General features: G+C 34.8%; 12 protein-coding genes. 7 read left to right on the forward strand and 5 right to left on the reverse strand.

Features of this window, described 5'->3' with window-relative positions:
* Entirely contained in the window at nucleotides 1-810 is an 810-nt protein-coding gene (locus FNE73_RS11880; protein WP_143884817.1) for a head GIN domain-containing protein, read from the reverse strand.
* 137 nt (nucleotides 811-947) lie between these two features.
* On the opposite strand from FNE73_RS11880, the gene FNE73_RS11885 reads away from it, so the two are divergent.
* The 6 genes from FNE73_RS11885 to FNE73_RS11910 all read left to right on the forward strand — a co-directional run bounded on the left by FNE73_RS11885 (nucleotide 948) and on the right by FNE73_RS11910 (nucleotide 9,593).
* The gene (locus FNE73_RS11885; protein WP_228430065.1) at nucleotides 948-3,095 is read left to right on the forward strand and encodes a M3 family metallopeptidase; all 2,148 of its coding nucleotides are present in this window, start codon (nucleotides 948-950) and stop codon (nucleotides 3,093-3,095) included.
* Between the two features lie 175 nt (nucleotides 3,096-3,270).
* Nucleotides 3,271-4,434 carry a T9SS type A sorting domain-containing protein gene (locus FNE73_RS11890; protein WP_143884818.1) on the forward strand — a complete coding sequence of 388 codons (1,164 nt, stop codon included), beginning with the start codon at nucleotides 3,271-3,273 and terminating at the stop codon, nucleotides 4,432-4,434.
* Between the two features lie 127 nt (nucleotides 4,435-4,561).
* Nucleotides 4,562-7,210 (forward strand): 4-alpha-glucanotransferase, encoded by a 2,649-nt coding sequence (locus FNE73_RS11895; RefSeq protein ID WP_143884819.1) that lies wholly within the window; start codon nucleotides 4,562-4,564, stop codon nucleotides 7,208-7,210.
* Between the two features lie 138 nt (nucleotides 7,211-7,348).
* Nucleotides 7,349-8,299, forward strand: a complete 951-nt coding sequence (locus FNE73_RS11900) for a hypothetical protein (RefSeq protein WP_143884820.1) — start codon at nucleotides 7,349-7,351, stop codon at nucleotides 8,297-8,299.
* Between the two features lie 186 nt (nucleotides 8,300-8,485).
* Complete coding sequence (locus FNE73_RS11905; protein ID WP_143884821.1) at nucleotides 8,486-8,935, forward strand: DUF342 domain-containing protein; 450 nt, start codon at nucleotides 8,486-8,488, stop codon at nucleotides 8,933-8,935.
* Between the two features lie 148 nt (nucleotides 8,936-9,083).
* The gene (locus FNE73_RS11910) at nucleotides 9,084-9,593 is read left to right on the forward strand and encodes a ferritin (RefSeq protein ID WP_143884822.1); all 510 of its coding nucleotides are present in this window, start codon (nucleotides 9,084-9,086) and stop codon (nucleotides 9,591-9,593) included.
* Nucleotides 9,594-9,655: 62 nt separating this feature from the next.
* Here FNE73_RS11910 and FNE73_RS11915 read toward each other — a convergent pair whose 3' ends face one another.
* Complete coding sequence (locus FNE73_RS11915) at nucleotides 9,656-12,796, reverse strand: UvrD-helicase domain-containing protein (protein ID WP_143884823.1); 3,141 nt, start codon at nucleotides 12,794-12,796, stop codon at nucleotides 9,656-9,658.
* 182 nt (nucleotides 12,797-12,978) lie between these two features.
* Between FNE73_RS11915 and FNE73_RS11920 the strand changes: the two genes are divergently transcribed.
* Nucleotides 12,979-13,725: a hypothetical protein gene (locus FNE73_RS11920; RefSeq protein ID WP_143884824.1), complete on the forward strand. Its 747-nt coding sequence runs from the start codon at nucleotides 12,979-12,981 to the stop codon at nucleotides 13,723-13,725.
* Nucleotides 13,726-13,759: 34 nt separating this feature from the next.
* Here FNE73_RS11920 and FNE73_RS11925 read toward each other — a convergent pair whose 3' ends face one another.
* Genes FNE73_RS11925 through FNE73_RS11935 form a run of 3 tightly spaced genes read right to left on the reverse strand, consistent with a single transcriptional unit; the run spans nucleotide 13,760 to nucleotide 15,766 of the window.
* Complete coding sequence (locus FNE73_RS11925) at nucleotides 13,760-14,272, reverse strand: GNAT family protein (RefSeq protein ID WP_143884825.1); 513 nt, start codon at nucleotides 14,270-14,272, stop codon at nucleotides 13,760-13,762.
* A gap of 5 nt (nucleotides 14,273-14,277) precedes the next feature.
* On the reverse strand, nucleotides 14,278-14,499 hold the full coding sequence (locus tag FNE73_RS11930; protein WP_076449725.1) for a PspC family transcriptional regulator: 222 nt from the start codon (nucleotides 14,497-14,499) through the stop codon (nucleotides 14,278-14,280).
* Complete coding sequence (locus tag FNE73_RS11935) at nucleotides 14,492-15,766, reverse strand: DUF2851 family protein (protein WP_143884826.1); 1,275 nt, start codon at nucleotides 15,764-15,766, stop codon at nucleotides 14,492-14,494. The genes FNE73_RS11930 and FNE73_RS11935 overlap by 8 nt, the downstream gene beginning before the upstream one ends.
* Nucleotides 15,767-15,846 lie beyond the last annotated feature (80 nt).

A 15,846-nucleotide genomic window follows, 5' to 3' on the forward strand; every position in this document is an offset into this window, starting at 1 on the left:
TTACTGCAGACTGACGCTACCGCCACTGCTTTCTTCTTTGGAAACTGTCGTCACATTTCCTTTTTTAATGCCGTTCACACTTCCGCCAGACGAAGCATGGGCTTCAAACCTTGATGCTACTCCTACTTCTATTCCTGCTCCGCTGGAAGATTCTGCCTTCACAAAATCTGCAATCATTTCTTTTGCCGCAATATCACTTCCGGAAGATGCTTTCAAATCAGCAGTCTTAGCTTTTCCTGAAACTTCAACAGTTGCGCCTGAAGAAGCTTCCACAGAAAGATTTACTGCCCAGATCTTTCCTGTAAAGTTACCACTGCTTCCTGCATTAATGGTAAATTCATTGGCTTCAAGCTTTCCTGATATTTCTCCCGAACTTGACATCTCCAGATCTGTTTTATCCTGAGTAAACTGATCTTTAACCGCAATAACAGCTGCTGAATTAGCTGTAAGTTTTGTAAAATCCTTTGCATAAATTTTAGCCTTTACTTTAGAGCTGTTTATTACGCGAAATCCTCTTTTATAATGAATATGGAGTTCTCCCCCATTATTTTCTACCAAAACCTCATCAATGATATTTTCAGGAGCAGAAATCACTACTTTTTCCACGTCTGATTTTATGATTTCAGCTTCAATAGCCTGCGAAACTTCAACCTTATCAAAATCTCCTGCAAATTCTTTTTGCTTTACAGGTCCATGATCAGAATTGGTGGCATTAGGAAGCCATTCGTTTTTTTGCTCTCTCTTGTCATTCTTATTACAGGAAGCCAGCAAAACAAGTCCTGAAAAAATTAAAATTGTACTAGATTTCATGATATGATGTTTAAAAGTTTAGTTTTTAATATCTTTATACTTTAATAACAACTAAAATATGAAATCTGTTACAATTGACAGCGAAATGTAAATTAAAAAATACCTGATTTCATATATTATTCTAAAAAATAAAGTAGATGTATATAAAAAACATTTCCTCGGCACTGCTAATTTCTGCTTTAGCATTTAACTATTCATGCACCACAATGAAAACACCCGACACTCAAAAAGAAATTCCCGTTCCTGATGCTTCGCTTTCCTCAAACCCTTTGATGAAAAAAAGCAAACTTCAATACGAAGCTCCGGAATTTGACAAAATTAAAGATGAACATTTTAAACCTGCTTTTGAATTTGGACTAAAACAGCATGATGCAGAGATTTTGAAAATTGCCAATAATCCTGAAAAGCCAACTTTCGAGAATACCCTTGTTGCACTTGAAAAAAGCGGCGAGGTTTTAAAGAGAGCTGTGATTGTCTTCTCAAATCTTACAAGTGCGAATACCAATCCTACATTGCAGGCTTTAGACGAAGAATATGCACCTGTTTTTGCAGCCCATTCTGACAAGATGTATTTGAATGAAAATCTTTATCAAAGAATAAAATCAATTTCAGAAAATGGATTAGATTCAGAAAGTAAAAGACTGCTTCAGTATTACAAACAAAATTTTGAAATTGCAGGAGCTAATCTTTCTGCTGCTGATAAAGAGAAACTAAAACAAATCAACCAGGAACTGGCTTCTCTTTCCACACAATATTCCAACAAACTACTGGAAGCAAGAAAACAGGGCGGAGTTTTCTTTACTGATGTAAAGGAACTTGACGGACTTTCTTCTGACGAAATTGCAGCTGCTGCAAATGATGCGAAAAATGCAGGTAAACCTGGACAATATCTTCTTACTTTACTTAACACCACTCAGCAGCCTCTTCTGCAAAATCTCAACAACAGAGCAACCAGAGAAAAACTTTTCAAAGCATCATGGGAAAGAGCAGAGAGAAACGATGGAAATGACACAAGAGAGACCATTGAAAAACTGGCTGCTTTAAGACTCAAAAAAGCGCAGATTTTAGGAAATAAAAGCTTCGCAGAATGGAAGCTGCAGGATCAGATGGCAAAAAACCCTGAAGCTGCAGTTAAACTTATGAATCAGCTGGCTATCCCGGCTGTGGAAACCGCAAAGCGTGAAGCTAAAGATATTCAGGATCTCATTGATAAGCAAAAAGGCGGCTTTAAAGTGCAGCCATGGGACTGGAATTATTACGCAGAGCAGGTAAGAAAAGCAAAATTTGATCTTGACGAAAGCGAAATTAAACCTTATTTCGAAATCACAACGGTACTAGAAAAAGGCGTTTTCTTTGCTGCTGAAAAATTCTACGGGCTTACCTTCAAAAAAAGAACCGATCTTCCTGTCTATCATCCTGATGTGGTTACTTATGAAGTTTTTGATCATGACGGAAAATCTCTGGCGATCTATTACCTTGATTTTTATACCAGAGATTCTAAAAATGGCGGTGCGTGGATGAGTAACTTTGTTGAGCAATCCTACCTTTTAGGAACAAAACCAGTGATTGTCAACTGCTACAATTATCAGAAACCAGCAGAAGGAAAACCGTCACTAATCAGTTTTGACGATGTAGAAACCATCTTCCATGAATTTGGACACTCTATTCACGGGATGTTTGCGAGCCAGAAATATCCATCTCTTTCAGGAACAAATGTCCCGAGAGATTTTGTTGAATTCCCTTCACAAATCAACGAACATTGGGCTTTAGATCCTGTCGTACTGAAAAATTATGCTATTCATTACGAAACAAAACAGCCCATTCCTCAAAGTCTAGTTGATAAAATTAAAAAAGCTTCGACTTTTAATCAGGGATATATGACCACAGAACTTGTTTCTGCAGCTTCTGTGGATATGGATTGGCATTCCGTAACCAGCGAAACACAGCTTCTTCCTGTGTTGGATTTTGAAAAACAATCTTTAGCAAAACACGGTTTCACATTAGCAACTGTTCCGCCAAGATACCACACTCCATACTTTGCCCACATTTGGGGCGGCGGTTATTCAGCAGGATATTATGCTTATCTGTGGTCTGAAACTTTAGACAGCGATGCCTGGGAATGGATTGAAAAAAATGGCGGGCTTACCCGGGAAAATGGCGACCGATTTAGAAAATATATTCTTTCTGTAGGAAATTCTGTCGATCTTAATCAGGCATTCAGAGATTTCGCGGGTCATGACCCTGACATTAAACCTTTACTAAGGAACAGAGGTTTTATTAAATAAATTTTAAAAGCATTCAATTATTTGGATGCTTTTTCTATTAAATGAAGATTTGAAAATTTCAGGAGTTATGATCAATTTTAAAAAATTCCATTTAAATTTTTTCATTTATTTCATCCAATCTAAAAAATATGTAACTTAGTCATACTAAAATGATTAATTATAAAATATATAAACTATGAAAAAACATTTATTTCCTATTCTTTTGGTTTTACTTGGAAATACCGTAAATGCACAGCAGGATTTTTTTGCACTTACCGGTAAAAATTCCCCAAGAATTGAATTTAATGATTTCCGCACAATGAATGCAGACGGAACATCCGGCGAAACCGTTTTCGGAGTTTCTTCTTCTGCCAGTGTCATATCGCAGGCACGAAAATCTGCCGTTTCGGAAGATAAAAATTCTTTTCATAACTCTCAGGCGATGAATCTTGCTGCTTTAGCATACGATTCTTCAGGAAACAATCTGGTTTATATGCCGATGTTCTCTTCAAACATTTATGTATTAAACCAAAAAACCAAAGAAATAACGTTAGTTGAAAATAATGTAGCAAGAGTAACACCGTGTGATATCAATTCACACATTACAAGAATGGCGACAGGATACAACGGAAATATTTATGCGATCAACAATTCAGGAACGCAGTTTATTGAGATCAGCAAAAAGAATGATCAGTTTACCGTAAAAGATCTTGGCATCATCAAAGACGACGAGTCTAATGGTAAAAACTCTTTTACTGCAATGGAAACAGGTTTTGGCGGAGATATGATTGCTGATGCCGACAATAATTTCTACGTTTTTTCTGTGACAGGAAATGTTTTTAAAATTTCAACAAAAGAATTAACTGCAAAATTTGCAGGAAAAATCACGGGGCTGCCGGAAAACTACTCCGTAAACGGTGCTGCGGTAAACTCTAAAGGAAATATAGTTGTAGCAAGCGCAAAAGGTGCTCCCATGTACGAGTTTAGCCTGAAAAATCTTGAGGCAAAACAACTTTCCGGTGAACAAAACCTCCACATTTATGATTTGGCGAGCCGATATTTTGCCAATGACAAAGTTACGCAGGCAAATACAATGGCAAACATTGATGTTTATCCTACAAAAGTGGAAGATCAGACAATTACCGTAAATGTAAACGACAAAAACATTAAAGGAAATATCAAAGTAACTTTATTTGATATTTCAGGAAAATCTGTTTTCAATATCAGTCTTTCAGTAAAAGACGGCAACCTCAATCAGCAGATTCAGCTGAGAAATTTCTCAATAGGTGCTTATATTGTGAATATCACCGAAGAATCCGGAAAAACTTTACTTACAAAAAAGATTTTAGTTACAAAATAAAATCTGAACTATATTCAGTATATCGAAGCCTTTTCCACTCTCAGGAAAAGGCTTCTTATCTTAAATTTGATTCATCAAGTATTTATTTTTAAAATTTAAACCGTATTTTTAGACAAAAATATATGAGATGAAATTGTATTTTAACCTTAATTATTACACAAAACCGGGCGAAAATTTAGAGCTTGTCACCCATGAAAGCGACCATGCAGAAAGAGTTCATAAAATGTTTCATACCGGAAATGGTGAATGGAAATGCGAAATAGATTTTTTTTCTAAAAACATAGAATACCATTATCAGCTATGCGATGACCATAGAAAAGTTCTTAGAAAAGAGCCCGTAAAGCATCATCATACTTTCCCTCACAACTATAAAGAATTTCTGATTTTTGACGAATGGAATTCTAAAAATCTTCCGGAAAATTATCTCAACAACAAAATTTTAAAGAATAAACTTCAACAAAAAGGTTCACAGAAAATTTCTATTTTAAAAAAACATACTCATCTTTTCAAAATAGAAGCTCCACTTTATAATCCCGACTGGGAAATTGCACTTATTGGAAGCACGCCTTCTCTAGGAAACTGGAATTATGAAGATGCAATTCGCTTAACACAAACCGATCCCGGTATTTGGAAAGCAGCTGTTGAAGTACCCGAAAACTATGTTATTGAATACAAATATTCTATTTTTGACAAAAAACTTCAGAAAATAATTGATGTAGAAACAGGTGATAACAGATCTGCTTTTCCAAATAGTCAGAAAGAGGTACTGCAGATTATATCTGATCATTATTTCAGATTTAAGTCTTATCAGATGTATCATGCAGCCGGAGTCGCTGTACCAGTTTTTTCATTGCGGACAGACGACGGTTTTGGAGTCGGGGAATTTTTAGATTTAAAAAAGCTTGCAGACTGGGCTAAAAATACTTCGCTTGAAATTATACAGATTCTGCCGATCAACGATACAACCGCAAATTATACATGGACTGATTCTTATCCCTATGCTGCCGTTTCTGTATATGCACTGCATCCGCAATATATTTCGCTGGAAAATCTTGATTTTAAAATACCAAAAAATTTAGAAGAGAGTTTTGCTCAGGAAAAGGAACATCTAAATTCATTAGAACTCATTGACTACGAAAAAATGATTGCTTCTAAGTGGAAATATCTGAAAGCTATTTTTACTACCGAAAAAGAGAAAATCTATAAAGACAGAAATTTTAAAAAATTTCTTAAAGATAACGAAGCCTGGCTTCTTCCCTACTCTGCTTTTTGTGTATTGAGAGATAAATACAAATCACCGAATTACAATCTCTGGAAAACTCACAAAAAATATATTGCAGGAAAAATTGCACCTTTCTTTAATGCAAAAAACAAAGATTATGACGCTGCAATGCTGCACTCGTGGGTACAGTATCAACTTGATAAACAGCTGAAAAATTCTGTTGAATATATTCACAGTCTCGGAATTTCTCTAAAAGGAGACTTGCCGATAGGAATCTACCGGTATTCTGTAGAAGCATGGACTGAACCTGAACTTTTCGGAATGGATTTTCAGGCTGGAGCACCACCAGATCAGTTCACAGAAATTGGTCAAAACTGGGAATTTCCTACTTATAATTGGGAAGCCATGAAAGCCGATGGCTACCAATGGTGGAAAAACCGTTTCAAAGCCCTTGAGCAGTATTTTGATGCTATGAGAATAGATCATATTCTCGGTTTTTTCAGAATATGGAGAATGCCTGTTTCAGCAACACAAGGCATTTTAGGCTATTTTTATCCTGCAATTCCTGTTACTTGGGATGAGTTCAAAGCCCGTCACATTCCTTTTAATTTCGAAAGATACTGCAAGCCTTACATCAATGACGAAATTTTATGGAAATATTTTGGAGACCAAACCGGCAAAGCACTTGATTTTTTAGAAAGAAAATCAGATGGTACTTATCAGTTTAAAGAAAATTTTAATACCCAAAGAAAAATATCAGAACACTTTCAGGGGAAAATGGATGATTTTTCCGATCAACTGATTACACTGTGTGCTAATGTATTGTTTCTTACTGAAGAGAGAAATGGAGAAAAGGTTTATCATCCTAGATTTAACGCATTCAAAACAGAATCTTATCATTTTCTGTCTGACTGGGAAAAGACTTCGGTATACGAACTATATCAGGACTACTTCTTCAAACGTCAGGATTATTTATGGAAACAAAGTGCAATGGAAAAACTCCCTGTTATTCTGAATGCAACCGATATGCTGATTTGCGGTGAAGATTTGGGATTGGTTCCGGACTGTGTTCCTGAAGTAATGGATGAACTTGCTATAGTTGCACTTAAAGTACAGAGAATGCCTTCGGAAAACATTCCGTTTTACAATCCTAAAATAGCTGATTATATGAATGTTGTGACGGCTTCTTCTCACGATAGCTCAACACTCAGACAATGGTGGAAAGAAAACCCGTCATTAACTCAAAAATATTTTAATCAGCAGCTTGGTCAGTTTGGAAAAGCACCAGAAAATCTGGAACCGTATCTGGCAGAAATCATCATGAAACAGCATCTTTACAATGATGCAATGCTGGCTATTTTTCCTATTCAGGAGTTTTTTGCAACAGATGAGAATCTCATTAACAGAAAAACAGATAATGAACGAATTAATAATCCCGCAGTATTTCCACACTATTGGCGTTACAGAATGCACATAAAACTGGAAAACATTATTAATTATTCAGAATTTAATCATAAAATATCAGATTGGGTGAAAGACAGCGGAAGAAACTAGAAAAATATTCATACTGATTATCAATAACTTAAAAATTTATTATATTGAAGTTTTATCTTAGGATTTAACTTCTTTTTTTTATCTGCATCAAAAAGACAAGAACGAAAGTTTTTATTTAACCAATTAATTACTGAAAAAATGAAAAGAATATTTATAGGATTTGCACTCAGCTTAGCAACTTTAACCTTTGCTCAGCAATATCCGAACAACGGATGGGGCAACGATGGATATTACGGAAATAACGACGGATATTATAGTGATGAGGATGACCGAAATTTTTTCCCGGACGATTATTATTACAATTATCCGCAAGATTATTATCCGCAAGATTATTACCAAAGTTATTATAATGACTACAGACAAAGCATTATAAATATCAACTGGAATCGTTTTTTTGTACAGCACAGACTCAACCGCTGGCAAATAGACCAGATTCTGTATCTGAATAATTTATACTCCAGTTTTGCAGCATGGAATAATTTTTACAGATTTAATCCGGACAGATGGTATTATGACAGATACTATGCAATGGAAAGGATTTTGGGACCTAGAGTCTTTGTAATTTTCCAAAACAATTATTATCAGGGTGCTCATCCGATTGTCTATTTTCAGAATTACAGAAGAACATATTATGTACCGAGATTCAGAGTAATGCCGCGTTACAGAAATGTAAACATCAATGTTTACCGTGTTGACAGAAACAGTTTCAGACGTGCAGATAATCCTACGCTGAATGTGGTAAGAAATTCAGGGTTCCGAAATGGAAACGGTAATTCTTCAGGATTCAGAAATGACAATGGAAACACAAGACCTAATAACGGATTCAGAAATTCTGATAATGGCGGATCAAGAAATAAAGCTGACAACGGCGTAAGAAACAACGGAGGGTTTAGAAATAACGAACCTAGAAACAATGGCGGTATGAGATCTGAAAGCAATACTACTCCTCCAAGGAATAATGAAGGTTTCAGAAATCAGCCGAAAAGAGAAAATTCGAGTCCGAGAATTCAGAATAATACTCCGAGACAGGAAAATAACAGAGGTGAAGGAAGAGGTTCAGGTTTTAGAGGCAGTTTAGTAAGAAATTAGTTTTTTTAGTTTTTCATATATTATATTTGAGTGGTGTTGAGAGTGAATATTTTATTCACTCTCTTTTAATTAAAACAATATATTAAAAATATGATAATAAAATTTAACTTATTTTATGAATTTAACTTTTAACTTTTTCTAAAAAACTTTATCAAAAAGATATAACAAACAAATAAATCATAACACATGAAAAAATTAGTATTAGCGTTATTTATTGCTACAGGAACTTTAGCCATAGCGCAGACAAAGCAGGATGGAAGAAAATTTAATAAAGAAGAAATGCAGCAAAAGATGCAGATGAAGGAACAGGAAAGAATGGCTGAAATGCAGAAAGAACTGAACCTGAATCAGGCACAGGTAGATAAAATAAAAAACCTTCACGAAAAGCGGAGAGCTGAAATGAAAGCTGAGTTTGAAAAAAACAAAGGTGAAAGACAGGCAAAAATGGAACGCATGAAAGCAAGACAGCAGCAGATGGACAGTGAGATGAAAAACATTCTTTCTACTGAACAATACGAAAAGTGGCAGGCTTCCAGAGAAGCAAAAATGAAGGAAAGAAAAGCAATGATGAAAGAAAAAAGAGCCAATAGTGAAAGAAGAATGATGCAGAAACGCCAGTCTGGAACAGCGATGTAATTGAAGAAAAGAGTTTATAATTTTTGATTTTTAATGTTGGAGGGCAGAATTTTTTCCTGTCCTTTTTTGTATTCATTCTAAACCTAAATTTAGGTCAAAACTTTTGATTTTGCCTTTTAATCAGTAATTTTGAATATAAATTTATATTATGGTAAGTGAAAAAATTGCACAGCTCATCAACGAGCAGATTGCTCACGAGCAATACGCAGCACAATATTATCTTTCAATGTCTGCATGGTTTTCAGCAAAAGATCTGGATGGCATTGCCAATTATTTCCGCGTGCAAAGCAAAGAAGAACTCATGCATGCGGACAAAATGTTTGATTATCTGAATGATGTAGGCGGTGAAATTATTTTAGGCGAGATTCCGAAACCTCCGCATAGCTTTGAAAATGCGACCGATATTTTCGAAAAAGCGCTGGAACATGAGAAAAAAGTGACGAGAAGTATTTTCAACATCGTTAAAAACGCCAACGAAGAAGGAGATTTTGCTACAACGTCATTTTTGCAGTGGTTTATCAATGAGCAGGTAGAAGAAGAAGCGAGCGCATCACAATTGGTGACTAAAATCAAAATGGTTTCTGACAACCCTTCTGCTCTGTATCTTTTTGATCAGGAATTGGCAAAAAGAGTTTTTTCTCCTGATGCAACAGCGTAAAAAAATTTAAAAATCTATTTCGGCGGAGCCTTTGGCTCCGCCGAAAATTTAGAATATCATAACTACAAATATATCAGCTTCGTTTTCAAAACTTTCCTGCCAAGTTTTTCAAGAACATTTTTATAAGTCTGAATCTGCCTTTCGTCTTTCTCCGTTGGCTGACCCGTTTTAAAATCTAAAATAACGTAGCCTTCATCATTTTGCAGGATACGGTCGGGACGGTAAATCTGGCTGATTCCGTTTTCAGTAATCATGATGTCTTTTTCATTGATGACTTTCCATTTTTCATCAAAAAATTCAGAATGCTCTGTAATGATTTTCATTAAATCCGAATTAATTTCAGTTTTTTCGTCAAGTGTAATCTGACCTTCCAAAACATAAGCTTCCAAAACTTTATCTATATCTTTTTCAGTATTTATTTTTGACAGCAACTCATGCACAAAAAGTCCGATTCTCACTTTTTCATTTCTTACCTGATAATTTTTTGACGGCGTTGCTATTTTTACGGAATCTGTTTCTTCGTGCTTGTTACGTAGTTTCTGAATATTCTGGGTTTTGAATTCGGAATAAGGATGAGCAATTTGCTTTTTCAGCATTTCAGGAGAAGTTTCGTACAGATCAAACTCATCAAGATCCTGAGGATTTTTAGATTGAACAAATTCCAGAATTTCCAGATTATTGGATGTTTTGTTTTGTTTCTGAAGATAAAAAAACAACTGTTCTACAGGTCTTGTAGTTGCTACGTATTGCAGACACAGCCTGTCAACCAGATTTTTATATGAGTTTTCCAGATTAAATTTTTCGATCCCCTCATCATACGCTTCCAGATTTTTGCTGAACTGATTAATATTAACCGATTTCAAAGCACTTTCTGTGTCAGTCTCAAACCAATTGCTAAATTCAGAGTCCCTGTTTTTGTTCATCATAGGAATAAAAACGACAGGAAATTCAAGTCCTTTTGCTTTATGAATTGTCATGATCTGAATAGCATCAATATTTTCTGATGCCTGAATGGTATGCTTAGAAGCTTCTTCGTCCCAGTATTTCAAAAATTCTTTGGTACTTGCTCCTGCATTTTGGGTAAAATTAAAAAGCATTTCCAAAAAATTCAGGAGAAAATCAGTTTCCTTATTTTCAAAAGAAAATTCGTTGATGTAATATTCTATAAAATTATACAGGTTAAATTTGGGAAATTTATCCTGTCTGAGATGCAGACTGTATTTCTTTTCTATAAAATCAAGAATTTCCTCGTGTGCATCTAAAGAAAGAATTTCTTTCATCCCAAAAGTAAAATCAAGGATCGTAATTCTTCCCAACCTGTTGAGATAAAACATCATCATCATCAGATGCGGTTTGTTTTTGGGATTGGCTTCCCATTTAAGATATTGAACCACCGCTTGTATAGTATCTGATAATTCGAGAGTAAGACCTTTGTCTGAAATGGTTTTAATATTAGTTTCTGTTCCGTTGTAAGTAACTTTAAGGTTTCCAAGCTTCTGTGAATATGAAAATATATCAAAATTTCCGCGGCACAGAATAGTGATATCAGAAAATCGAAATCCATTATCCAGACATTCCTGTATATCTTTCTGCATTTTCACTGAAACATCATCATAAAATTCTTCATTGGTTAAATTCTCAACCAAATTCACCTTTACCCTTCCATCAATAGACGATTTGGGGTTTTGTTCTCCATCAGATCCAAAAATCTGCCGATGCTCATCATGAAGATTCTGAGAATGAAAATGATACAATTCATTATTAAATTTCACAATATTTTTTGCGCTGCGCCAGTTATCTTTCAGTACAAGTAAATCTGCCTGCTTTGGAGAAATCTCGGTGTTATTAATAATATCAAGCATCAGTTTACTTTCGCCGCCCCGAAAGCGGTAAATACTCTGTTTGGGATCGCCCACTAAAGTAAAAGAAGTGTTTTCTGTTGAAATACTGTGATCTCTCAACGGAACAAAATTCTGCCATTGCAATTCTGAAGTATCCTGAAACTCATCAAAAAAATAATGCTGAAACTGAGATCCCACCTTTTCATAAATAAATGCAGACGGCTCGTTTTTCAGATTTTCATTGATTAAAATATTAAACTTAGACAATAGAACCAGATCATTTTCACTCTCAATTTGTCTGAGTTGATCCTGAATATCTTTATTCACCTTCAAAGGAAGCAGTGCCGAAAGAATTTTTTCTTTTTTTTGAGTTTCAATGTAGAGTAAAATGAGCTTCATCCGGTTTTCCAGAAGCTGTTCCAGAATTTCTGAAATATCGGCTTCTTTATGTTTTGATTTTGCAGAACAGCCTTTCCTGTATTTTTCTACGACAGATTCTTCGGTTGAGCTTGGAAAGGGAAATCCTATTCTCTTTTTCTCATAAAATTCTACAGCTTTTACAAAAAAACCGCCCAATCCGTTTTTACCCTGTGCAAAATCTTCTATTTCAATATTCCTGTTCTTATAGAGCTGTATGGATTCCAGAGCGAGTGCTAAAGATCTTTTTTTATTATCAGAAATCTCAGTCCGTAAACTGTTTTTGATATTTTCATAATTATGGTCATCAAACTCATTATTATTTTTAAGATGTTCATAATGAATATCTTTCACAAATTCCTTTGCAGAATCGTACAGGCTTTTATTGAGATTGATTCTTTCATTATTATCAAGACTGTAATCTACATAATCCATAAACGAATCTGAAATTTTATCATTTTCACCAATCTGATCCAGCATTTTATCTACCGCTTCAATCAAAAAAGGTTCTGCATCAATTTCCAGATTAAAATTTTTCGCCAAACCGAGTTCGTAAGAAAAACTTCGTACTAATCTGGAGTTAAAACGGTCTATTGTTCCAATGTTTAATGTGGAATAATTATGAAGAATATAATCCAGAAGTTTTTTTGAGCGATGGTGAAGCTCATCCAGTGTTATCTTTAAACCTTCGTTTTCAAATGCTTTCTGAATGTTTTTAAGATCATTATTATCCGTATAGCTTTCTGCTGTAAATTTTCCGAGCCACGAAAGAATTCTTTCTTTCATTTCGTTGGCAGCCTTATTTGTAAAGGTAAGAGCCAGAATATTTCTGATGATCTGCTGCTGATTGGGATACCTGAGACAAATCATCAACAATCTCTGTACAAGAGCATAGGTTTTCCCTGATCCGGCAGAAGCATTAATGACTGTATAAGAATTTGACATTTCGAACTAAAGGATTTTGTGCAATTTAAATAAAATTTAGCTGATAATTTTAACATTTAAGGCTCAATATTTTAACAGTTATATGCCAACAATCAAAAAAAGTCCTAAATGCCGTTAAGTCTGGTTAAACTTCAATTTAAAATGAAAAATAATTTTAGCTTTGTCTATCAAAACAATAATCTGTGAAAATTAAACTATTTTTTATTCTTCTTTGTTTTTTCGCTTTGAACGCCCAAGCTCAGGAATATATTTTCGGTAAAATTGTGGGTGAACAAAATCTGCAAATCTCTGATGTTACCGTGATCAATATCCGGACTGACGAGAGGGTTTTCAGCAATAAAGACGGGCATTTCATGATTTCCGGAAAAGCAGGAGACATTCTTAGATTTATAAAAATAGGCTTCGACAGACTGGATCATAAAGTCATTCCGGAAAATGCAAAGTCTTCTTTAAATATTAATATGATACGATCTGCAATTTTAATTGAAGAAGTTGAAATCAAAAAAGGCATTACCGGAGATCTAAAGAGTGACGCCAACTCGCTCAATGAATCTAAAAAAGTAGCAAAACTGAAAAAAGATATAGCTCAGTACATCTCTCAAAAGTCAGATCCAAGAATTTTAGCTGCAAGACCCGGGGAATTTGTACAGCCAAAAGGACAGGGTTTCTCTATTGGAAAAGTAAAAAATAAATGGGATGATCTGGATATGACAATCTATATTGTTGCTGCATTGGGAACTCAGTACTTTACTGATTTACAGATTGAGCAGCCGTTTATCCATCATTTCGTGACCTACGTTCTCCAGGGAGGATTTGAAAGAAAAAACATTTTGAAGTACGGTTATATGACTGATGGTGATCTGATGAGATTCCAGAGAGCGGTATTAACCAGAATTATGTCTTATAAAACTCCGCAGGCTCAGAAATAACAATCAACATTGTAATTTTGCAGACGGAAGTATTTTAATGATAAACTACATCATAAATTTCGTCTTTTATCTGCTGAATATTTTCTGGTTTATAATTGGCTAAAAGCCATAGCTGAATATTTTTTTTACCCTCTCCGTAACTGGGCTGAATATACATTTCATCAATAAGATTAAAACCGTTCCGCTGATAAAAGGAAAACCTTCGTCTGGCATTTTCATTCAGGCTTTCCGGCTCTATTTCCAGAATGATTCTCGGGTAGCTTTTTAGTAAAAATGCTGTAATCTGAGACCCCATGTTACGACTTCTGAACTCATCAAAAACTTCAAAATGCTCAACAAAAGTAAATTGGGAAAGTTCCCAGATAATAAGGTAGCCTATATTTTGAGCTTCATCCAAAACAGAGAGTACCTTTACTTTGGGATGTACAAATAGCCTCACAAACTGAAACCACTCTCTCCTCTCATCCTCCGGAAAAGTGGAAGAATAAGAATCAAATATTTTTTTGATTCTGTAATCATCAGCCGAAGTAACTTGTAAAAACTCCATCTTTTTTAAAGGTCAAAAACACTTGGTCTTCTTGTTATAAAAATATCTTTTACCCAAAGCGTGAAAGCCAGACCCAGATAGATTAAAAAGAAAAATCCTGCCGTTGCAAATGTGGAATAAATAAAAAATACCCTGAGTTTGGATACAGGAATTCCCAATTTGGCTCCCATTCTGGTAAGAACCCCGAACCATTCGCGCTCCATTTTATGACGAAGATTATCAAACATGATAAGAATCTTTTAAAATTTTAAATCCGATCCCGCAATTTAAGCAATTTTTCACTTCACAAAAATGTTTGTGGTGATAAATCAGGCTTTGGCTTATTAAAGAATGATCAATTTTTAAGCCTAAATTTTTCCATTGCTGCACTATGGAATTTTTTTCTGCCGGAATCCCCGTATAAAAACTAAGAATATGATCTGTAATGCTTTCATTTAGATGTTTTTCATACGTGAATTTTACCGGTAAAACAGCATTAAGAATAACAATCTCAATAAACTCAGACGTCAGAATTTTTGGATGATTTATGGTAGATAATTTTCCGAAACTGAAGTGATTATTCCAATATTCAGAAGCCTGTACATCGCCGAAAATAAGAAGTATCTCATCTATACTTTCAGCCGAAATAATTTTTGAAAATAAATTCTGATGCCTGAAATATAAATCTGCCAACTGTGACAAACGAATCGTAGGAAAATTTGGAGGACGAAGCCTGAGAAATTTCGGAGCAACTGTAATTTCTGGAAGATTATATTTAGCTTTTAAAAAATCAAACTCTCTTTTCCATATTCTCATCGGCTCATCTCCAGGATTCTGAAGCCAGCCTGCAATTCCAAAAAACAAAGCCTCCAACTGCGTTTTATTTTGCCTGATTTTATTAACAACCATAAAATCTATGGTTTCCGCCAATTGCTTAAAAACAGCTGCATTTATTTTCAGACCAAAGGCATAAGCCAAGTGCTGAAACAACACTGCTTCATAATTGTTTTTATGAATTTTAAGATCCTGTTCTATCGTTAGAGATTTCTCTTCCAGCCTTCTAAGTAAATTTTCCTCATGGAAGTTTACGGGGATTTTATCAGGACTGAAAATCTTTTCACATGGAATAAATTGATTTTCATCCATCAAATGCTCATATTTTCTGAAGACATTTTCATCCACATAATGTCTGAGTTCAAGTGTGGGAATATTTCTACTTTTATGTTCCTGAATATCTGCATCATTCTGAAAAACAACATGAAGGATAATATTTTTATAATCGGGATTTTGGGAATGCTGATGAAAAATCCAGTCAGAAGACTTGATATGAAGCTCTATATTTCCCACCAGGATTAAGTCATTGATTTTAATTTTTGCCATCAAAAAATCCGGCCCGGAATCTGAGTTCCACTTCCCGTAGTCTATAATTTCAATAGAATTACCATCTATGTCTTTAAAATTATAGTCCGTAAAAATCTTGTAATTCCAGAGGTACTGTAAAAGTTTTTCGTTCATCGGGTGTTTTTGTAATCAACACTAAATTATTAAAACTATTTTATAAGTTCCATTTATTTTTAAAATTATTGCGATTTAAT

The organism is Chryseobacterium binzhouense, from assembly GCF_007474545.1.
GTDB classification, from domain to species: Bacteria; Bacteroidota; Bacteroidia; order Flavobacteriales; family Weeksellaceae; genus Chryseobacterium; species Chryseobacterium binzhouense.